This window comes from Mesorhizobium sp. IMUNJ 23033, assembly GCF_044778005.1.
Lineage (GTDB): Bacteria > Pseudomonadota > Alphaproteobacteria > Rhizobiales > Rhizobiaceae > Mesorhizobium > Mesorhizobium amorphae_A.
Window position 1 is genome coordinate 103,047 of sequence record NZ_JBJACT010000006.1, and the last position, 19,747, is coordinate 122,793.

General features: G+C 59.0%; 16 protein-coding genes. 13 read left to right on the plus strand and 3 right to left on the minus strand.

From position 1 onward, the window contains the following. The first annotated feature begins 55 nt into the window (after positions 1-55). A complete protein-coding gene (locus ACFX5Q_RS09600) occupies positions 56-916 on the plus strand; it encodes a 5'-methylthioadenosine phosphorylase (RefSeq protein ID WP_404277444.1) in 861 nt (286 codons plus the stop codon). A gap of 4 nt (positions 917-920) precedes the next feature. Here ACFX5Q_RS09600 and ACFX5Q_RS09605 read toward each other — a convergent pair whose 3' ends face one another. Further along, the gene (locus ACFX5Q_RS09605; protein WP_404277250.1) at positions 921-1,841 is read right to left on the minus strand and encodes an MBL fold metallo-hydrolase; all 921 of its coding nucleotides are present in this window, start codon (positions 1,839-1,841) and stop codon (positions 921-923) included. 114 nt (positions 1,842-1,955) lie between these two features. Between ACFX5Q_RS09605 and ACFX5Q_RS09610 the strand changes: the two genes are divergently transcribed. The 5 genes from ACFX5Q_RS09610 to rfbD all read left to right on the plus strand — a co-directional run bounded on the left by ACFX5Q_RS09610 (position 1,956) and on the right by rfbD (position 6,241). Further along, positions 1,956-2,549 (plus strand): biotin transporter BioY, encoded by a 594-nt coding sequence (locus tag ACFX5Q_RS09610; protein ID WP_192183690.1) that lies wholly within the window; start codon positions 1,956-1,958, stop codon positions 2,547-2,549. A 239-nt stretch (positions 2,550-2,788) separates the two neighbouring features. Continuing rightward, positions 2,789-3,670, plus strand: a complete 882-nt coding sequence (gene rfbA / locus ACFX5Q_RS09615; RefSeq protein ID WP_192183691.1) for a glucose-1-phosphate thymidylyltransferase RfbA — start codon at positions 2,789-2,791, stop codon at positions 3,668-3,670. Continuing rightward, positions 3,671-4,225, plus strand: a complete 555-nt coding sequence (gene rfbC, locus ACFX5Q_RS09620) for a dTDP-4-dehydrorhamnose 3,5-epimerase (RefSeq protein ID WP_404277251.1) — start codon at positions 3,671-3,673, stop codon at positions 4,223-4,225. Between the two features lie 25 nt (positions 4,226-4,250). Continuing rightward, positions 4,251-5,348: a dTDP-glucose 4,6-dehydratase gene (rfbB, locus tag ACFX5Q_RS09625; protein WP_404277252.1), complete on the plus strand. Its 1,098-nt coding sequence runs from the start codon at positions 4,251-4,253 to the stop codon at positions 5,346-5,348. Further along, a complete protein-coding gene (gene rfbD / locus ACFX5Q_RS09630) occupies positions 5,345-6,241 on the plus strand; it encodes a dTDP-4-dehydrorhamnose reductase (RefSeq protein ID WP_404277253.1) in 897 nt (298 codons plus the stop codon). Before rfbB ends, rfbD begins: the two co-directional genes overlap by 4 nt. Before the next feature lie 82 nt (positions 6,242-6,323). Here the strand turns inward: rfbD and ACFX5Q_RS09635 are convergent, their stop codons facing one another. Further along, positions 6,324-7,067: an ABC transporter ATP-binding protein gene (locus ACFX5Q_RS09635; protein WP_404277254.1), complete on the minus strand. Its 744-nt coding sequence runs from the start codon at positions 7,065-7,067 to the stop codon at positions 6,324-6,326. A gap of 4 nt (positions 7,068-7,071) precedes the next feature. Beyond that, the gene (locus ACFX5Q_RS09640; RefSeq protein WP_404277255.1) at positions 7,072-7,884 is read right to left on the minus strand and encodes an ABC transporter permease; all 813 of its coding nucleotides are present in this window, start codon (positions 7,882-7,884) and stop codon (positions 7,072-7,074) included. 404 nt (positions 7,885-8,288) lie between these two features. Here ACFX5Q_RS09640 and ACFX5Q_RS09645 point away from each other — a divergent pair, with 404 nt between their 5' ends. The 7 genes from ACFX5Q_RS09645 to ACFX5Q_RS09675 all read left to right on the plus strand — a co-directional run bounded on the left by ACFX5Q_RS09645 (position 8,289) and on the right by ACFX5Q_RS09675 (position 19,673). After that, a complete protein-coding gene (locus tag ACFX5Q_RS09645) occupies positions 8,289-12,872 on the plus strand; it encodes a glycosyltransferase (protein WP_404277256.1) in 4,584 nt (1,527 codons plus the stop codon). 42 nt (positions 12,873-12,914) lie between these two features. After that, positions 12,915-13,685: a glucose-1-phosphate cytidylyltransferase gene (gene rfbF / locus ACFX5Q_RS09650; protein ID WP_192183697.1), complete on the plus strand. Its 771-nt coding sequence runs from the start codon at positions 12,915-12,917 to the stop codon at positions 13,683-13,685. Next, the gene (rfbG, locus tag ACFX5Q_RS09655; RefSeq protein WP_404277257.1) at positions 13,682-14,758 is read left to right on the plus strand and encodes a CDP-glucose 4,6-dehydratase; all 1,077 of its coding nucleotides are present in this window, start codon (positions 13,682-13,684) and stop codon (positions 14,756-14,758) included. Before rfbF ends, rfbG begins: the two co-directional genes overlap by 4 nt. Beyond that, positions 14,755-15,318 carry a dTDP-4-dehydrorhamnose 3,5-epimerase gene (gene rfbC / locus ACFX5Q_RS09660; RefSeq protein WP_404277258.1) on the plus strand — a complete coding sequence of 188 codons (564 nt, stop codon included), beginning with the start codon at positions 14,755-14,757 and terminating at the stop codon, positions 15,316-15,318. Before rfbG ends, rfbC (ACFX5Q_RS09660) begins: the two co-directional genes overlap by 4 nt. Continuing rightward, positions 15,315-16,541 carry a methyltransferase domain-containing protein gene (locus tag ACFX5Q_RS09665; RefSeq protein ID WP_404277259.1) on the plus strand — a complete coding sequence of 409 codons (1,227 nt, stop codon included), beginning with the start codon at positions 15,315-15,317 and terminating at the stop codon, positions 16,539-16,541. Before rfbC (ACFX5Q_RS09660) ends, ACFX5Q_RS09665 begins: the two co-directional genes overlap by 4 nt. Further along, on the plus strand, positions 16,541-17,431 hold the full coding sequence (locus ACFX5Q_RS09670; RefSeq protein WP_404277260.1) for an NAD-dependent epimerase/dehydratase family protein: 891 nt from the start codon (positions 16,541-16,543) through the stop codon (positions 17,429-17,431). Before ACFX5Q_RS09665 ends, ACFX5Q_RS09670 begins: the two co-directional genes overlap by 1 nt. Before the next feature lie 253 nt (positions 17,432-17,684). Further along, positions 17,685-19,673, plus strand: a complete 1,989-nt coding sequence (locus ACFX5Q_RS09675) for an SDR family NAD(P)-dependent oxidoreductase (RefSeq protein ID WP_404277261.1) — start codon at positions 17,685-17,687, stop codon at positions 19,671-19,673. Positions 19,674-19,747 lie beyond the last annotated feature (74 nt).

Here is a 19,747-nt window from a genome sequence, read left to right on the forward strand (position 1 = left end):
TGCCAATCATCACGCAGCCGACGATCTGACGGATCAACCAACGGACATACCCCAGGTGGGGTTGGCGATCATCACCGGCTCGGCAAACTGGGGGCTTGCCTTCCCGGAAGATGTCCAAGTTGACGGAGTGCGCACCTTGCGGCGCGACATGAGTTTCGAAACGCCTTTCGGCCGCACCGACAACTGGAAGCTGCTCGAGTTCGAAGCGTCGATTACCGCCGAAGGCAAACCGAAACGTGCCTTGTGCATGTATTCGCACGGCAATCCCCGCGACCATATCGATCATTCCTGCCATCGCCGCGCGTTCTGGGTGTTGATGCAAGCGGGTGTCCGGCAAGTCTTGTCCTGCTCGACCATTGGCGCCGTCAACAAGGCGATCAAGCCCGGCGACATGGTGGTGAACGCCGATATTATCGAGCTGACGCAGACCCCGTTCTCACTGCTTCCCGGCCGCCAGAGCTTCGACTGCTCGGGCAAGCAGATCGTATGCCCAAGATGTGCGGCAGTTCTGGTCGAAACCGCCCGCCGTCATTGGCCAGCCGAATGCCGCGTTCATGGCATCGAGCAGCAGTTGGTCGCCGCCCACTGTTACGGGCCGCGGCTGACAAGCCCGGCCGAAGCCCTGGCGTTTCGAAGCATGGGGGCGGATGTGCTTAACCATTCGATCGCCCCTGAAGCGACCTTGTCGCGCGAGATCGGCGCCTGTTTCGTCCCTTGCGCGTTCGTAACGGCGGGCTTCAACGAGTATATGGACCGCAATCGCCAGAAATTGCTGCAGGAGGACGTGTTGCCGAACCTCTCCATGACAGCCTCGCGTGTCGCGCTGGAAACCGCCGCACGACTTCCGGCCGATCCGGAATGCTCTTGCCAGGGTTTGAAGTCGCCTCAACCGGAAGAACGCTCCAGCCGTTTCTGAGGTGTCAGGGAAGGTCCTGGCCAACCGGCCTAAAAATGCCGTCGATGGCCGGGTCACCATCAGTGGCGACAAGGCCGCGCGCCACCAGATCCTCCAGATGCGCAAGCACCGACAGGCCGGCGGCGCCATGCAGGCGCGGGTCGGTGTCGCGATAGATTGCCGCAACCATCTCCTTGATCGTCCTGTCGCCGCCCCGGATGCGCTCCAGGATCGCCCGTTCGCGCATCTTGCGGTGCGTCTTCAGGCCGCGCATGAAGCTGCGCGGCGCCGTCACCGGACCGCCGTGACCTGGTAAAAGCAGACGGTCGCCGCGTTCGATCAGGCGGTCGAGCGATGTCATGTAGTCGGCCATGGCGCCGTCCGGCGGCGCCACGATCGAGGTCGCCCACGCCATCACGTGATCGGCCGAAAACAAGACGCCGCTTCCTTCCAGCGCAAAGGCCGCGTGATTGGCGGCATGGCCCGGCGTCAGCACCGTTTTGATCGCCCAGCCGTCGCCATCGACCAGCGTGTCGTCTTGGAGCGCCATGTCCGGGGCGAAAGCCATGTCGGCGCTGGCGTCGAGCGGGTTGATCTCGCCGATGCGCAGCGGCCGCGCCGGGCGATGCGGCCCCTCCGCCAGCACGATCGCCCCGGTGCGCTCCTTCAGCCGGGCCGCCAGCGGTGAATGGTCGCGATGTGTGTGGCTGACGAAGATGTGGCTGACCGGCCGCTGCCCGATGGCTTTGAGCAATGTCTCGAGATGCGTATCGTCATCCGGTCCGGGATCGATGACCGCCAGCGTGTCCCGCCCGACAAGGTAGCTGTTGGTTCCGTGAAAGGTGAACGGGCTCGGGTTTCGGGCGGTGATGCGCTGGATGTCTGGCGCGACGGTTACGGCCTGGCCGTAAGCAGGATCGAAGCTGGTGTCGAACTTAAGGGCCATGAGGGGCGGGGAGCTCTGTTCCTGAGGTGGCAAAACCGATTGCCGCATAACACGGAAGCCAATATAGGAAAATGCGAGGCCGCATGTTGGCGGCTGTCCGGAATGGGGAAGACCATGGCAATTGCAACGACGATGCGTCCGCTTGTTTCTCTGGCTCTGCCTGAAAAAGGCGCGACACGCCTCGCGACGCAGCTGTTGCTGGCGATTGCCGGCACGCTGCTGCTGACCTTGTCGGCCAAGGCGAAGGTCGTGCTCGGCCCCGTCGATATTTCGCTGCAGACGCTGGCCGTCCTCCTGATCGCCTCGGCATTCGGCCTGCGCCTCGGCGTCGCCACGCTGCTTCTTTACATGGCCGAGGGTGCCATGGGCTTCCCGGTCTTCCAGGGCACGCCGGAAAAGGGCATCGGCCTAGCCTATATGGTGGGCCCGACCGGCGGCTATCTTGCCGGCTTCGTTGTCATGGCCGCCATCGTCGGCTGGGCTGCCGACCGTGGCTGGGATCGTCACCCGGTCAAGCTTTTCAGTGCGATGCTGGCCGCCGAAATCGTCATGATGGCGATGGGCTTTGCCTGGCTGGCGCTGCTGATCGGCGCGGAAAAGTCATGGCAGTTCGGCGTCGTGCCTTTCATCGTCGGCGACCTGATCAAGGTGGCGCTCGCAGCCAGCCTGGTCCCGGCAGTATGGTCGCTGCTGCCGAAGCGGCCCTGACATTTATTAAATGAAAGCCAGCCGGCGGAGATCCCACCGGCTTTTTCATGCCTTGGCCACTGCCAGGTGGTGGCGGAAATAGGTGGCCGGTTCCTCCGGCCAACTTTCGGCTGCGGCTCGTTTCGCCAGCGAGATCACCAGGCGCGACCAGCAGCGAGATTGACAAGCCATTGCGCGAAACCTAAGCACGGGCAACTTGATGTCAGGGGCGGGGCCCTCGGTAATTCAAGGAGAGCTTGTTGAAAGGAATTATCCTTGCGGGAGGCAGCGGAACACGTCTTTATCCGCTAACATTGGCAGTCTCTAAGCAAATCCTGCCAATATACGATAAGCCGATGATCTATTATCCGCTGAGCGTGCTGATGCTCGCCGGTATCAGGCATATATTGATCATCTCAACTCCACGTGACCTGCCAGCTTTCCGGGAATTGCTCGGCGACGGCTCGGAGTTCGGGCTTGAGTTCTCCTATGCGGAGCAGCCGCATCCCAACGGGCTCGCCGAAGCCTTCATCATCGGCCGTGAGTTCATCGGCAAGGACAACGTGTCGATGATCCTTGGCGACAACATCTATTTCGGCGAAGGGCTGTCGCAGCTTTGCCGCACGGCGGCGGCCCGCGAAAGCGGCGCGTCGGTATTCGCCTATCATGTCGACGATCCGGAACGCTATGGCGTGGTGTCGTTCGACAAGCTCAGCGGCACCGCCCTGACGATCGAGGAAAAGCCGCAGAAGCCAAAATCCAACTGGGCCGTCACCGGCCTTTACTTCTACGATAATGACGTCGTCGACATCGCCTCGACGATCCGGCCCTCGGAGCGCGGCGAGCTTGAGATCACGGCGGTCAACAACGTCTATCTCGAACGCGGGCACCTGCACGTCCATCAGCTCGGCCGCGGCTATGCCTGGCTCGACACGGGCACCCATGACAGCCTGCATGAAGCCTCGTCTTTCGTGCGCACGATCGAGCACCGCCAGGGCATCAAGGTCGCCTGCCCGGAGGAGATCGCCTTCGAACAGGGCTGGCTGACGGCAGACAAGGTGCTGCAGCGCGCCACCCGCCTCGGAAAGAACGAATATGCCGCCTATCTACGCAGGCGCGTCACCGACCTGACGGAGAACTAGGTGCTGGAGGTAAGGCAACTCGGTCTCGACGGCGTGCTGGAGATCGTACCGAAGCGGCACGGCGACGCGCGCGGCTTTTTCATTGAAACCTGGAATGCCGAGCGCTTCGCCGAGGCCGGCATCGACCTGCGCTTCGTGCAGGACAATCACTCCTATTCCGCCGCCGCGGGCGTGGTGAGGGGGCTGCACTACCAGCTTCCGCCGCGCGCCCAGGACAAGCTGCTGCGCGTCATCAGAGGTAAGATCCTCGACGTCGCGGTCGACATCCGTCGCGGCTCGAAAAGCTTCGGAAAATGGGTCGCCCTCGAAGTCTCGGCCGAGAAGGGCAACCAGATCCTGGTGCCGAAGGGCTTCGCCCACGGTTTCATCACGCTCGTGCCGGATACCGAGGTTCTTTACAAGGTCACCGATACCTATTCGCCCGCGCATGACCGGTCGATCCGTTTCGACGACGCCGCAATCGGCATTGAATGGCCGGCGATATCGGGCGGGTTCCAGCTTTCGGACAAGGATCTCAAGGCGCCGCTCCTTGCCGTCGCGGAGGTGTTCCCATGAGGACTGTTCGTGGAAGGAGAGCGGCATGAACTTCCTGGTGACTGGCGGCGCCGGCTTCATCGGCTCGGCCGTGTGCCGGCATTTGTGCGCCAATCCGGCCTACCGGGTGACCAATCTCGACAAGCTCACCTATGCCGGCAACCTCGCCTCGCTGCGGCCGATCGAGAATGCGCACAATTACCGCTTCGAGCAGGCCGACATTTGCGACGAGCGGGCGGTGCTCGACATATTGCGCCGTGACGACATCGACATCGTCATGAACCTCGCCGCCGAGAGCCATGTCGACCGCTCGATCGACGGTCCAGGCACCTTCATCGAGACCAATATCGTCGGCACCTACCGGATGCTGAATACGACCCTGGAATACTGGCGCGGCTTGCCGGAGGACCGCAAGGCCCGCTTCCGCTTCCACCATGTCTCGACCGACGAGGTGTTCGGCGATCTTCCCTTCGACGGCGGCATGTTCGTCGAGGAGACGCCCTATGCGCCGTCCTCGCCATACTCCGCCTCCAAGGCGGCGTCGGACCATCTGGTGCGCGCCTGGCATGAGACCTATGGCCTGCCGGTGGTGCTTTCCAACTGTTCGAACAATTACGGCCCCTATCATTTCCCCGAAAAGCTCATTCCGCTGGTCATTCTGAACGCGCTCGACGAAAAGCCGCTGCCGGTTTACGGCGCCGGCGCCAATGTGCGCGACTGGCTGTTCGTCGAGGATCACGCGCGCGCGCTCGAGCTTGTCGCGACAAAGGGGCAAGCGGGCGAGAGCTACAATGTAGGTGGCAATTCCGAGCGCACCAATCTGGGCGTCGTCGAGACCATCTGCGATCTTCTCGACCTGAGAAGGCCGCGCGCCGGTGGCAAGCGCTACCGCGACCTGATCTCCTTCGTCACCGACCGCCCCGGCCACGACCGCCGCTATGCCATCGACGCCTCCAAGATAAGCCGTGACCTCGGCTGGTCGCCAAAGGAGAATTTCGACAGCGGCCTGGCAAGGACGGTCGACTGGTTCCTCGAGAACAAATGGTGGTGGGGACCGATTCGCGAGCATCGCTATGCCGGCGAGCGGCTGGGCCAGAGCCCGGTTGAAGACAGCCCGGCTGAAGACAGGAAGGGCGCGGCGTGAGGCTTGTCGTCACCGGACGCGAGGGCCAGGTCGCTACCAGCCTGTGCGAGGTGGCGCGCGCGGTCACGGGCGTGGAGGTGATCGCCGTCGGCCGGCCGGCGCTCGACCTGGCGCGGCCCGAGACCGTATTCGAGGCGCTGGCGGCGGCAGGTCCGGACATCATCGTTTCGGCCGCTGCCTACACCGCTGTCGACCAGGCCGAGGACGAGCCTGACCTGGCCTTCACGGTGAATGCCGTTGGCGCGGGCAAGGTGGCGGAGGCAGCGGCGCGCCTCGGTGTTCCTGTGATCCACCTGTCGACCGACTATGTTTTCGACGGTGCAAAGGACAGCGCCTATGTCGAGACCGACGCGAGCGCGCCGCTCGGCGTCTACGGCGCCTCCAACCTTGCCGGCGAAAAAGCCGTGGCGGCGGCCAATCCGCGCCACCTCATCCTGCGCACGGCCTGGGTCTACAGCCCCTTCGGCAGGAATTTCGTCAAGACCATGCTCAGGCTTGCCGCCGATCGTGACGAGATTTCGGTGGTAGCCGACCAATGGGGAAATCCAACCTCAGCACTCGACATCGCCGACGCCGTTGTGCATGCGGCGGCGATGCTGCAGGGCGACAGCAACTTTGCCGCCTACGGCGTCTATCACCTGGCGGGCAGCGGGGAGACGAACTGGAGTGGCTTTGCCCGCCAGATCATGGACACAAGCCAGGCGTCTGGCGGCCCTCATGCGCGGGTACGCGACATCGCGACCAGTGACTATCCGACCAAGGCAAAGCGCCCGGCCAATTCGCGGCTTTCCAGCGCGAAATTCGCGGCCACGTTTGGATGGACCGCGCCGGCGTGGCGGGGGTCGACGGAGAAGGTGGTGCGCCGGCTGATGGATGGCGAGACGAGGCAGTGATTGGGCGCGTGAACGAGCTCGGTCGTTCGAGCATTGCATGATGGGACGCCGCAGGAGGCGGCGAAAGCTGACGCCACGACCGCTATCGGCCGAAATACTCATCCGCAATCGCTTTAGCCGGGCCATCCATTCTTACCCGGCCGTGCTCCAGCCAAATTAATCGATCGCAATTCCCTAGCAGCAATTCCCTCGAATGGCTGGCCAAGATCAGGATCTTGGTCGAGCTCACGATCTCGTTGAGCCGTTGTCTTGCTCGATCCTTGAAGTCTTCATCGCCTGTCGAAAGCCACTCGTCCATGATCAGAATTTCGGGTCGGATTGAAGTTGAAGTCGCGAAAGCCAACCGCAGCTGCATCCCTGAGGAATATGTACGGAAGGGCATGTCCAAAAAGTCTCCAAGCCCTGAGAACTCTGCAATTTCATCGTATCTCGAGCTAAGTTCCTTCGCCGTCATGCCCATCATTGCGGCCCGCAATTTGATATTTTCACGCCCTGTAGCTTCGGGGTCTATGCCAAGCCCAATGTTGATAAGCGAGACGCATTCGCCGTCGATTGCCGCGCTTCCCGAGGTCGGCGCGTAGATGCCTGAAAGCAATCGAAGCAGCGTCGTCTTCCCGGAACCGTTGTGGCCGACAAGCCCTACTCGTTCGCCCTCATGGATTGCGAGGTCAATCTCGTCGAGACCTTTGACGACGACCAGCCCGTCGAATCGTCTTTCGATGGCGCCGCCGGTCGCAACCTTCAGAACCCGGTTCTTCAAAGACCGGCTCGCAGCGTTGTAAACGGGAAAGGAGACCGAGGCCTTATCCAGATGAATCTTAGCCATTCAACTACAACCAGTACGGGATGCGCTTGCGATAACGGCCGAACAGCCACAACGCGAACAGCCAACCAACGGCTAACATCGCTATTGCGTAAAGCCAGGTGAGAGGTGACGGAATCTGGCCGAGCAACGGACCACGGATCAGCGTAATCAGATGGTAAAATGGATTCAAATCGAAAAGGTACTGAGGCATGCCCGCCGGCAATGTCTTCGTCTGCCAGATGATTGGGGTCAGATAGAAAATCACTTGAAGAAAGTTTTGCATCACCTGCGTCATATCGCGGAAGCGCGCGCAAATTGTCGCAAGGACAAGCATCATCCACAGAAGGTTTAGCGAGACGAGTATGAACCCAGGCAAGGCTAGTATCGCGACCCATGAGATAGGTGCTGCTACAATGACCAACACAACGGGTATGACCACCAGATTATGCGCAAACACTATTGTATTGCGCCAAAGTGTCCTCATCACATGAGTGAACAAAGGCATTCGGACTTGGAGGATGATGCCTTCGGCGCCTATGAAGCTGGTGCAGCCGTCGCTTAGACAAGAGGAGATGAAACCCCAGACAATCAGGCCGCATCCGACAAACGGAAGGAACTCTTGCATCGGCGTTCGAAAAAGATTGCCGAAAATAAGCCCCAGGGCACCGATCATCACGCCCATGTTGATGGTGAGCCAGAATGCCCCGATCCGTGAACGGCGATAGCGCTGGGCGATATCTTGCCAGCCAAACGTCGTCGCCAGATGGTGTTTCTTGATGGCCTCGCTGATGTCCGTGACGGCGTCGGGGAAAGTCATAACTGTCATTTCATCGGCCAATTCAGGGAAACTCGGTGACGCTCAAACCAAACTCAGGCGTCTCCACTACTCGCGATAGAGCACACGTCATTCGTTCTGAGGGATTGTCGCCAGCATCGTGCCTCTCACTGGGGCCAAGAACCATCAAATCTGGTTGATACGATGCGCATCATGCCAACAGGACCGGCGTCAACCTACCTCAATTACCAGCCGACCCATCCTTATTCGGCGACTTTGGGCGGCCATGGCCACCCTCGAAGCAAGCTATTGCTTCTGGTCAGCCGGTCCTCTATCACGGCGCCGAATTCAAATGCAAGGATCATAACCCCGCAGGAGAGCGTGGGCTGTTGAGGGAGCTGTTGGCGGTCAAGGCCGCCGAACACAGCTGGAAAATCCCAAAAAACGGTGAATCGCGAAGATGCTGAATGACGCAAAGACCGCTCAATGAGCTATTTGACGCACACCGTGGCAAAGTGTCAGACAAGTGGGAACACTACCTCAACATGTACGAAAGGCTCTTCGAGCCGCTGCGCCACAAGCCGCTTCGTCTGCTCGAAATCGGTGTGCAGAATGGCGGCTCGCTCGAGATTTGGGCTAAATATTTCAAGCATGCCCGGGAGATAACAGGCGTCGACATCGACCAAGCAGTCGGCCGACTGACATTCGACGACGAACGCATCGGCGTGATAGTTGCCGACGCCACGAATCCCGAATGGAGCGCCACACTTAGCGCAACGCTCGACATCGTGATCGATGACGGTTCGCACCGGTCAGGCGACATGATCAAATCGTTCCTGCTGCTGTTTCCGAAGCTGGCGCGAGACGGAATCTACGTCGTGGAGGACATGCACGCCAGCTACTTCCCGGAGCTCCAAGGGGGGCTCTTCACGCCTGGCTCGGCTATGTCCTTCTTCAAGCGGCTCGCCGATGTCGTCAATCATGAACATTGGGATGTGGATCAACAATCATGGGAACTCGTCATTCCCATCCTCAATCAGCACGATATTGGCCCGACTGATCTCACGTGGCTCGCGACGATCGATTCGATAGAGTTCACAAACTCCTGCGTCATTTTGCGCAAGGGACTGCCAGAAGACAATCGACTGGGCAGGGAGCGCATTCGCGGCGAGATCGAACAGGTTTTGCCTGGTCGATTGCCATATGACGGTCAAATGTATGAGCGGGCACATTTCTCTGCCGGGGCTTCCCTCACGGCGAGAACGGTTCATCCCGAGGATTCAATCGCGAATCTCGAGGCGGAAGTCGCTCATCTTGGCGAGAAGACGCAGAGGTTCAGTGAGGAAGTGCAGGGCATCCGCGAGCGGCTCTCGTCAGCGCAAGACGAATTGTCGGCATCGCTGGAAGCAAGAGCGAAACTGCAGGAGGCATTCGCAAGCGCCGAGGACACTATCAAGGCGCTGAAAGGCGAACTTCATTCATACCGGGGAGAGGTCGCTGCGCTGCGGGCCTCAAACAGTTGGCGAATAACCGGGCCGCTAAGAGCGGTCCGAGTGATCGCGAGAAAGATAGCTCGTTTGCTTGGTTCTGCTCGCCGTTTGATCTCCAGGCAGTCGCGAGCGATTCAGGTGTTGATAGCGCCTCGCAAGACGGTCCGCCTTGCCAGGACCATGCGCCGGCGTGCCGGCGGCGTGCGGCCCCTGTTGAAGATAGGCTGGATTGTGCTGCGGCATGAGGGCATACCGGGCCTATGGTCGAGATTGAGCCGTGCCGCCAACGCCAATTCACCCGGCGACGCCTGGCACAGAGATGTTGTTCGCCGCAGCATCTGGCGCCAGATGAATGGCAACGCCTCATCCGTTCTCGGCAAGCACATTGTCCCTGATTTTCGGCAAGTAAGCGATTTCGCGGACAGCCGTCACGATCCTGAAGAACTCCTTTTCTCGATTCTGACGCCGGTCTTCAACACGGACGACGGCGCACTGCGGGCGATGCTCGATTCGGTGGCGGACCAGTCGTTTGGGATTTGGGAACACATTCTCGTTGATGACGGGTCCACCGATTCCAATGTTGTACGAACATTGAAGGAATATGCTGCCGCGGACCCTCGGTTTGCCGTCGTGGAATGCGACAGAAATCATGGAATTTCGGAAGCAACGAACGAGGCTTTGCGGCGCGCTCGCGGCAAATATGTCGTCCTGCTGGACCATGACGACACTCTACACCCTGATGCCTTGCTCGAGAATGCGCGCGTCATCGGTGCCTATCCGGAAGTCGATCTGATCTACAGTGACGAGGACAAGACCAACTCGGACGGCGAGTTCTACGCGCCGTACTTCAAGCCTGATTGGTCGCCAGTGCATCTGTTAACAAGGATGTGCACAGGGCACCTCTCAGTTTATCGCAAGGATTTGGTGAACACCGTCGGAGGTTTTCGGCCGGAGTTTGACGGGACGCAAGATTACGATCTTGCGCTGCGTATTGCGGAAAAAACCTCAAAAGTCGTCCATATACCAAAGGTATTGTATCATTGGCGCGTTGGAGCCACCAGCACTGCCGGTGATCTCGATGCCAAGGCAGGAATATTGGAAAGACAAAGGGAGGCGCTTGAAGATTGCTTTAAGCGCAGGGGTATTGAAGGGAGCATTCACGCCACCAACTACCCAGGCAATTGGAGGCCTGTTCCCGACATACCCAACCCTGCTCCTTTGGTCTCCATTGTGATTCCAACGGCTGGCCGAAATGGCGTCATTCGTGGCCGGAGTACAAACATCCTGCAGAATTGCTTGGACAGTCTCGCACGGTCCACATACCCGAACTTCGAAATCGTGGTCTCTTGCAATGAGCCGCTTCCACCCGCAGCGCAGGAGGCCTTGCAACGTTTTCCGCGGCACAAGCTTGTTCGATATGAAAGCCCAGTTCTCAACCTCGCCGAAAAGATCAACAAAGCAGCGCGAATGGCCCAAGGAGAATACCTTGTGCTGTTGAATGACGACATCGAGGTCAAGACACCGGACTGGATCGAGAGCATGGTACGCATCTGTGCCCTCGATGGTGTCGGATGCGTTGGTGCGAAGCTCCTGTTCGAGAACGACACGATTCAGCATGCAGGCGTGGTGTTTCAGGATTCCGGCCCTACGCATGCCATGATCGGCCGCCCCGCTCGTGAGTATGGTCCCAATTTGGAGGCCTATCTGACTCGCGAAGTCGTCGCGGTGACTGGAGCTTGCTTAATGGTCGGATCCCGTTTGTTTTGGGAACTGAACGGCTTCGATGAAAGCTTCCCCCTCAACTACAATGACGTCGATTTCTGTTTGCGCCTGCGCGACCTGGGGCACAGCGTCGTGCAGGAACCGTCGGCTGAGCTCTACCATTTCGAGTCCCTGTCCAAGGAAGGGGTCTTCTCGGCGGAACTCGATCGGTTTGTCGCTCGCTGGGGCGAAATCGACGATCCGTACTACAACGTCAATTTCGATCGCTCCAAGCCATGGTTCAATCCGAAGCCGGGCTGGAACTGGCGCGATCTTCCGTCGGAGGACTATCAAGCCTGGCTCGACCGGAGGGTGGCCGCGCGCATGCCGGGCACACTAGGCCCGAGTCGAACTGAAGAACTCACCCTGTCGGTGGTTACCTCGGCCTATAATACCGAGCGCCGTTTCCTCCTTGAGCTTGCTCAATGCGTCAACAACCAGAGCCATCAAAAGCTGGAGTGGATTCTGGTCGACAACGGATCAACCGATCCTGACACGGTTGCGACGCTTCAGGAAATTGCCTCGACAAGCAATCGCGCTACCCTTGTCCGGGTGGAAAAGAACAAGGGTATTTTAGGCGGTATGCGGGTTGGTCTCGAAAACGCGACAGGCGACTACATCCTGCCGATGGATTCCGATGACCTCATTACCTCCGATGCCATGGCAGTGATCTCCACCTTTCTGATCGACCACGGTCGTCCGGAATTGGTCTATTCGGACGAAGACAAATGCGGTGTGCATTCCGCGCGCTCCAGTCCCTTCATGAAGAGAGATTGGGATCCCATCATGTTCTACGGTTGCTGCTACGTGGCGCACATGTGTGCGATCCGTCGAGACGTGGCGCTGAGACTGGAAGCCTACACGGACGACAAGGCGGATGGTTGTCACGATTGGGATACCTTCTTGAGGTTTATCCGTGATGGGGCCACTCCGATTCATATGAACGAAATTATCTATTCCTGGCGCATGCACTCCCAATCGACGGCCTCGGCTGACCCGTCGGTAAAGCCCTTTACTCTCACTTCGCAGAGCCACGTTCTGACGCAGCATCTCGAGCTAACGGGGCTCGCTGACAGAGTTGAAATCGCCGAAAACGCGCTGTTTGGCCACGCCGGCATGTGGCGGCTCCGGCGCAAGGCCGGCGAACTGCCAGGAACGCTTGTGATCGCGACCCACCAAAGCGGAGCAGACGGCAAGGTCGAGGGCTCTGTGAGCACCGTATCCGAGCTGATGGACGTCATTCGCGCAAAGTCGAGCGACTATGAATACATCGCGGTTGTGGATTCGGCGCTCGCGATCGACGCTGCCGACTGGGTTTCCGAGGCAATCGGGCTGTGTGAGGTTCAGGATGATGTCGCCTTCGTCGGCGGCACCTTGCACTCTGATAGCGCGACCATGCTCTGGACCGGAGGCTATCGCACTTACCGCAATGGCGAGATATGCCCCTACCATGGCCGCCCTTCATACCATTCGGGCTATCATGGAGACGTCTTTTTGCAGCGCAGTGTTGACACTTTCACGCCAATGTTTTGGTTGGCTCCTGCCAAGCGCCTGGAGAATCTCTTGAGAGAACTGCCGGCTGACCTATCGTTTGCAGAACTTGCCGGCATCCTCGCGGTCGAAGCTGCCAAGAACGGATATCGGACCGTCGTTTCGCCATTCATGAAGGCGGTTGTGCGAGGCTCCGTCGGGGAGCTACCCTATCATCCGGTGGTGAAGCATCCGTTCCCCGATGGCAAGGCATACTATCCATCGAGGATGTCGCCAACAGCAGCTTGGGAAATAGGGCCAGCAAACTAGGCGCTCGTAGTCGACGCCTTCCCGGATCTATGGAGCTTATGAATGAAAGCGGTGATACTCGCCGGCGGACTCGGTACGCGATTGGCGGAAGAGACGTCTATTCGACCCAAGCCATTGGTAGAAATTGGCGGCCGACCGATTCTTTGGCATATTATGAAGAGCTATTCAGCGCACGGTATAAATGAATTTATAGTTTGTTGCGGTTATAAAGGGTATATGATCAAGGAATATTTTGCAAATTACTTCCTGCATATGTGTGACGTAACTTTTGACATTGCAAAAAACCAGATGGTAACTCATCAGAGTCGAGCCGAGGATTGGAAGGTTACGCTTATTGACACTGGAGATAGCACCATGACGGGAGGACGCCTTCGTCGCGTGCGTGAATACATAGGCGATGAGACTTTCTGCTTCACCTATGGCGACGGCGTTGGTGATATAGACATTGCGGCAACCATTGAGTTTCATCGTCACCACGGCAAGCTCGCAACGCTTACGGCCGCGACACCGCCTGGCCGCTTCGGCGCGCTTAACCTGGACGGTGATGACGTCAAATCATTTCAGGAAAAACCGAAGGCTGATGGGGGAGTGATCAACGCAGGGTTCTTCGTATTGGAGCCGCAGGTGATCGACCGCATCTCCGGCGACGCGACGGTTTGGGAGAGGGAGCCCCTCGAGACCCTCGCGTCGGATGGTCAACTTGCGGCCTGGCGCCACAATGGCTTCTGGCAACCCATGGACACGTTGCGTGATCGCCACCAGCTCGAGGCGTTGTGGGAGGGCGGCAAGGCGCCATGGCGAGTGTGGCAATGACAGCCGTCAATCCCAACCCGGATTTCTGGGCCGGCAAAAGAGTTCTTGTTACGGGTCACACCGGCTTCAAGGGTAGCTGGATTTGCATCTGGCTTTCGACGATGGGAGCGAGGATCACCGGCCTCTCATTGGACCCGGACACCACCCCATCGCTCTATGATATCGCTGGAGTGAGCAGGTTCCTTGAGGCAGACTTGCGCTGCGACATTCGCGACGCCGGCAGGCTACGCGACGCAGTTTTGTCCGCGGAGCCCGAAATCGTGCTGCATCTGGCGGCCCAACCGCTGGTGCGCCGCTCATATTCCGACCCGCTTGCGACCTATGCAACGAACGTCATGGGCACCGCGCATCTCCTGGAGGCCGTTCGACATACGCCGTCCGTCAAGGTGGTCGTCAACGTCACCACCGATAAATGCTACGAGAATCGCGAATGGGTTTGGGCCTATCGCGAGGACGAGGCGATGGGAGGTCACGACCCCTATTCGAGCAGCAAAGGCTGCTCCGAACTTGTAACCGCGGCGTACCGCCGTTCGTTCCTGGCCGCGGCGGGCGTAGGCGTCGCGACTGCCCGCGCCGGCAACGTCATAGGTGGCGGGGACTGGTCGGCAGACAGGTTGGTGCCAGATTTTCTACGCGCCATCGATCGCAATGAAACACTCGTCATCCGTTCACCCGAAGCGACCCGTCCTTGGCAACACGTGCTCGAGCCATTGTCTGGCTATCTGTTGGTGGCCGAAGCGTTGTGGCGCGACAATGTCGGCTTCGCCGAAGGCTGGAATTTTGGCCCGGACGAGGATGACGCCAAGCCGGTACGCTGGATCGTCGAGACACTGCACGCCTTGCGTCCGCAGACGCGCTGGGAGATTTTCGACGGCGAGCGTCCGCACGAGGCAGGCATGCTGACCCTGTCGAGTTCAAAGGCCCGGGTCAGATTGAAATGGCAGCCCCGCTGGAGGCTTCGTCGCGCGCTCGAAGAGACGGTTCAATGGCATGACGCCTGGACGCGCGACCAAGACATGGCTGAGCTGTGTCGGGAACAGATCGGCAGCTATCTGGATAGCCCCGTCCCATGAGCGCGCGTTTTTCCGTCGAGCAAACGCCCCTGGCCGGGCTTCTGTTGATTGCGCGGAAGGTCATCGGCGATCACCGCGGCTACTTGGAGCGGTTGTTCTGCACCACCGAGTTTGCCTCCTTCCTTGAGGGGCGCAAGATCGTCCAGATCAATCACACGCTGACACGAAACACCGGAGCGGCGCGCGGCATGCATTTTCAGCGTGAGCCCTATCAAGAGACGAAGATCGTGTCGTGTTTGCGCGGCGAGGTCTTCGACGTTGCCGTCGATCTTCGGAAGGGGTCTGCCACATTTGGCAAATGGTATGGCGCTGTTCTAAGCGCCGAAAATCATAGCAGTCTCTACATTCCCGAAGGCTTCGCCCATGGCTTTCAGACGCTATGCAGCGATTGCGAGATGCTCTATTTCCACACGGCTCCCTACGCCGCCGAGGCGGAGGACGCCGTCAACATGCTCGATCCCGCATTCGGCATCGAATGGCCCTTGGCCATCACCGAGCGCTCGGCTCGCGACGAAGGCCATCCTTTCATCACAAGCGCATTCGAGAGTTTGAAGACATGATTTGTAGACACTGCCGTGCACCGGTCACGCAGAGCTTCGTCGACTTGGGCAGCGCGCCCCCTTCGAACGCATATCTAACTGCAGAGGCAATGCGGGGTCCGGAGAAGTGGTTTCCGCTCCGCGTTCTCGTTTGCACTCAATGTTGGCTGGTGCAAACAGAGGATTTTGCCAGGTTTGACGAACTATTTGACCAGGAATATGCGTATTTCTCCAGCTTTTCGGCCTCCTGGCTTAAGCATTCCAAACACTATTGTGAGGCAATGACTGCACGGTTCGGCCTCAGCCCCGCTAGCCACGTGGTCGAAGTTGCTGCCAATGACGGCTATCTGTTGCAATATTTCAAGGCAGCCGACATTCCATGTCTTGGCATCGAACCTACTGAAAGCACTGCCAGGGCAGCGCGCGAAAAGGGGATCGACATAGTCCAGTCGTTTTTCGGCGAGGCACTCGGTCAAAAGCTGGCGAACGAGGGCCGGAGTGCTGACCTTACCGCCGCGAACAATGTGCTCGCTCACGTGCCGGATATCAATGATTTCGTGAAGGGGTTTGCGAGGATCTTGAAACCGAACGGCGTTTCGACTTTCGAATTTCCTTCCCTGCTCAATCTACGTGATCTCGTCCAGTTCGATACGATTTATCATGAGCATTTCTCCTATCTATCTTTGACCGCAGTAGATCAAATATTCGACGCGAATGGCTTGTCTGTCTTCGATGTCGAAGAGTTGTCGACTCATGGTGGCAGCTTGCGTGTATTCGCGCAGAGGAAAGACACGGGGAAGCGCGAAAAACGCACCTCTGTTGAAGCGATGCTGGCGCGTGAGAGGGCTGCGGGCCTCACTTCTCGCGAAGGTTATGCCGGTTTCCAGGCGAGAACCAATCATGCAAAGAACGCGCTGCTTTCATTTCTCATAGCAGCGCGGGACGACGGAAAGAAGGTTGTCGCCTACGGTGCCGCTGCAAAGGGTAACACATTCCTCAACTACGCCGGTATTCGGCCAGACCTGATAAGCGTTGTGGTGGACCTCAATCCTGCCAAGCAGGGGAAGTTCATGCCAGGAAGCAGGATTCCAATCGCCGGCGAGGAAAAGATTCGCGACGAAAAGCCAGACTACATAGTTATCCTTCCATGGAATCTGTCTGAAGAGATAACCAGCCAACTTGCATACGTCCGCGAATGGGGTGCACGCTTCGTGACGTCCATACCCGAACTCAAGGTATTTTGATGCGCGTCGCGGTAACAGGCGCGACAGGATTTATTGGACGTCATGTCCTGGCCGAACTGTGTCGGCGCGGTCATGAAACGACAGCGTGCGTGCGCGACGCTTCGCGTCTGCCGGATGAGTTCCTGCAGATGGGGACGGAAGTCCGGCAGATTGCCATAGGCGCTGGCGACGAGCCTGACTGGCAGAGCTTAGGTTCGCCGGACGTGCTTATCCATCTTGCATGGGATGGATTGCCGAACTATCACTCGCCGCACCATTTTGAGAAAGAACTGCCGGACCAGTACTCATTCCTCGCTCGGCTCGTAAAGACCGGATTGCCGGCGCTAACTGTGACAGGAACTTGCTTCGAATATGGTATGCAATCTGGCGCTCTCGGTGAGGAGACCATATGCTTGCCGAGCAATTGCTACGGATTTGCTAAGAACACCTTACACAGGCAATTGCAATTTCTCTCGGCCCAACATAGATTTAATCTCGTTTGGGCAAGATTATTTTATCTGTATGGCGACGGTCAGTCCTCCAACTCGCTTCTTTCGCAATTGCGTAATGCGGTTACAGAAAGAAAGAAAGTCTTCGACATGTCCGGCGGTGAGCAGTTACGCGACTATCTGCCGGTGACGACTGTTTCAAGGTTTCTTTGTACACTTGCGACGCTGGGGCAAGACATTGGCCCGATCAACATCTGCTCGGGGAAGCCGATTTCGGTTCGTAGATTGGTTGAGACCTGGATTCGGGAATATGGCTGGAAGATAGAGCTCAACCTTGGCCACTATCCCTATCCAGACTATGAGCCGATGGCCTTCTGGGGAAAGACCGACAAGCTTTCGACGATCATCTCCATAGCGGATGCGGTTCAACCCGCTTCGATGGAAGTATCAAAAGCGCCGTGAGCGCAAATGCCTTTGCCGCTGCCTTCTATGACGGCTGCAGCGGAGCCTGGGGCACTGTGGCAGCCCTGCACCCCAGTCTCTTAACCCCACCTCTTTGCAAAAATTCTCTGGCGATGCCCCCAACTCCGCGCTATGCGATAGAGGGCGGCGGGTTGAAGATTTGGCACTCTGATAGGTGGCCGGTGGCGGATGACAGTCGATCTGGCGCCACTTTAGCGCTACTATCTTCGCGCCTGGAGTTCAGTACTAGCCAATGACCTCATACGTAGAAGCCGTGTCCGGACTTCGGCCGAAGATACGGCGCGCCATCATCATGCTTCAGGACATCGTCATGGTCCTGATCGCGATGGTGCTCAGCCTGGTGCTGTCGCGGTCGAATCTTTCGTTCGATACGTTCTCACCTACAGGCCTGGCATTCTGGGCGAGCATTGTCGTTCTCAGCCATTTGCTGTTCAGATATTGCGGCCTCTACAACACCGTGTGGCGGTTCGCCTCGACGCCCGACTTCTTCAACATCCTGAAGGGCTGCGCGACCTTGACTGTGCTGCTCTATAGCGCCTCGCTGGCGTTTCGCGCCTTCCAGCCGGTGATCGGCCTCAACGAGCGCCAGTTCATCGTCTTCTTCCTGGTCTCCTTCACCATCATATCGGCGCCCCGGCTCTACTACCGGTTCCTTCGCGACGGCGCGAGCTGGCGCATCCTCGGCCGCGCTACCAACAACAAGCTGGTCAAGCAGGCACTGTTCATCGGCAGGCTGAGCGAGGCCGACGTGATCATCCGTTTCACGCGCACGGCGCAGCCGGCCGAGTATGCCATCGCCGGCATCATGGCCATTGAGAGCGAGGCGCGGCGGGGCACGCGGATCCAGGGCGTTCCGGTGGTGGCGCTCCGCCCGCGCCTTGTCGAAGTGCTGGAGGAATACACCAAGGGCACCGAGAATCTCGACCTGCTGATTTTCGGCAACGGCGCCGAACGCGAGATCGAGGAGTATTCGGAGCTGGTTCGCGTCGCACGCCACAGCGGCATCGCCGTCGTCCAGTTCTCCGGCTTCTCGGAGCTCGGGCAGGGCGGCAAGCTGGTTCTCGACGCCGTCGAGATGGAAACGATCCTGCGCCGTTCGACCGTGCCTCCCGACATCGAGCGCATCGGTGCTTTCGTCAGCGGCAAGCGCGTCCTGGTGACCGGCGGTGCCGGCTCCATCGGCCGCATCCTGGTCAAGCGCTCCCTGGAACTCGGCGCCGAGGCCGTTCTGGTCGCCGATATCTCGGAATTCGGCATTTTCCAGCTCGACCAGTCCGTTGACGAAAAGGACCATGATCGGCTGAAGTGTCGCATCATCGATGTCACCGACCGGCGCCAGATGACGCGCGTTGTCAGCGAATTCAAGCCGGCCATCATCTTCCATGCCGCGGCGCTGAAGCATGTGCCGCTGCTCGAGGAGAACTGGGAATCGGCCATTCAGACCAACATTTTCGGAACGCTCGCCTGCGCCGAAGTCGCCGCCAAATGCGGGGTGCCGCAGTTCCTGCTGATTTCGAGCGACAAGGCGGTCGACCCCACCTCGGTGCTCGGCATCACCAAAAGGGCGGCCGAGCAGATCGTCAGTTCCTTGCATGGGACGCATGCCACCGGGCTCGGCGGGCGTCGCTCCGGCACCAAATTCATCGCCGTGCGCTTTGGCAACGTGTTTGGCTCCAACGGCTCCGTGGCCACCATCTTCCAGGCGCAGATCGAGGCGGGTGGCCCAGTCACCATCACCGACCGGCGCATGACGCGCTATTTCATGACCGTGGCCGAGGCCGTCGACCTTGTCATCATGTCGGCCGCCGATTCGGAGCGGCGCGAGGGCAAGGACGACTATGCCATCTATATGCTCGACATGGGCAAGCCCGTGCCGATCCTCGAGGTCGCCGAAACCATGATCCGCATGGCCGGCAAGAGCCCCTACACCGACATTCCGATCCGTTTCACCGGCATCAGGCCCGGCGAGAAGCTGCACGAGACGCTTCAGGGCGAGAACGAGGAGATCGTCAAGCTCGATATTGCCAAGATTTTCGGCCTGCGGACCGATGTCGTGGAATGGCCCAGGATCCAGGCCGCGCTGACGATACTGCAGGCGGCAATGCGTGACCAGGACAAGGCGGCGGCACTTGCCGTGCTTGCGGCGCTGTATCAGGCGGAAAAACCAATCGGCGGCGCACGCCAGGAAACCAGACCGAAAACAGTCGGACAAGTCGGCTAGACTCTGTCGCAGATGGCCGTGATTGGCTATTGAAACCAATCCGATAGCCATTTCGGGCAGTTCAGGTGATTCTA

Bases quoted from the DNA above. Each gene is read 5' to 3' on its own strand.
- ACFX5Q_RS09645 (WP_404277256.1), top strand. From the start codon at position 8,289: ATGACGCAAAGACCGCTCAATGAGCTATTTGACGCACACCGTGGCAAA.
- ACFX5Q_RS09670 (WP_404277260.1), top strand. From the start codon at position 16,541: ATGCGCGTCGCGGTAACAGGCGCGACAGGATTTATTGGACGTCATGTC.
- rfbC (WP_404277258.1), top strand. From the start codon at position 14,755: ATGAGCGCGCGTTTTTCCGTCGAGCAAACGCCCCTGGCCGGGCTTCTG.
- ACFX5Q_RS09665 (WP_404277259.1), top strand. From the start codon at position 15,315: ATGATTTGTAGACACTGCCGTGCACCGGTCACGCAGAGCTTCGTCGAC.
- rfbF (WP_192183697.1), top strand. From the start codon at position 12,915: ATGAAAGCGGTGATACTCGCCGGCGGACTCGGTACGCGATTGGCGGAA.
- ACFX5Q_RS09635 (WP_404277254.1), bottom strand. From the start codon at position 7,067: ATGGCTAAGATTCATCTGGATAAGGCCTCGGTCTCCTTTCCCGTTTAC.
- ACFX5Q_RS09610 (WP_192183690.1), top strand. From the start codon at position 1,956: ATGGCAATTGCAACGACGATGCGTCCGCTTGTTTCTCTGGCTCTGCCT.
- ACFX5Q_RS09605 (WP_404277250.1), bottom strand. From the start codon at position 1,841: ATGGCCCTTAAGTTCGACACCAGCTTCGATCCTGCTTACGGCCAGGCC.
- rfbB (WP_404277252.1), top strand. From the start codon at position 4,251: ATGAACTTCCTGGTGACTGGCGGCGCCGGCTTCATCGGCTCGGCCGTG.
- ACFX5Q_RS09675 (WP_404277261.1), top strand. From the start codon at position 17,685: ATGACCTCATACGTAGAAGCCGTGTCCGGACTTCGGCCGAAGATACGG.
- rfbG (WP_404277257.1), top strand. From the start codon at position 13,682: ATGACAGCCGTCAATCCCAACCCGGATTTCTGGGCCGGCAAAAGAGTT.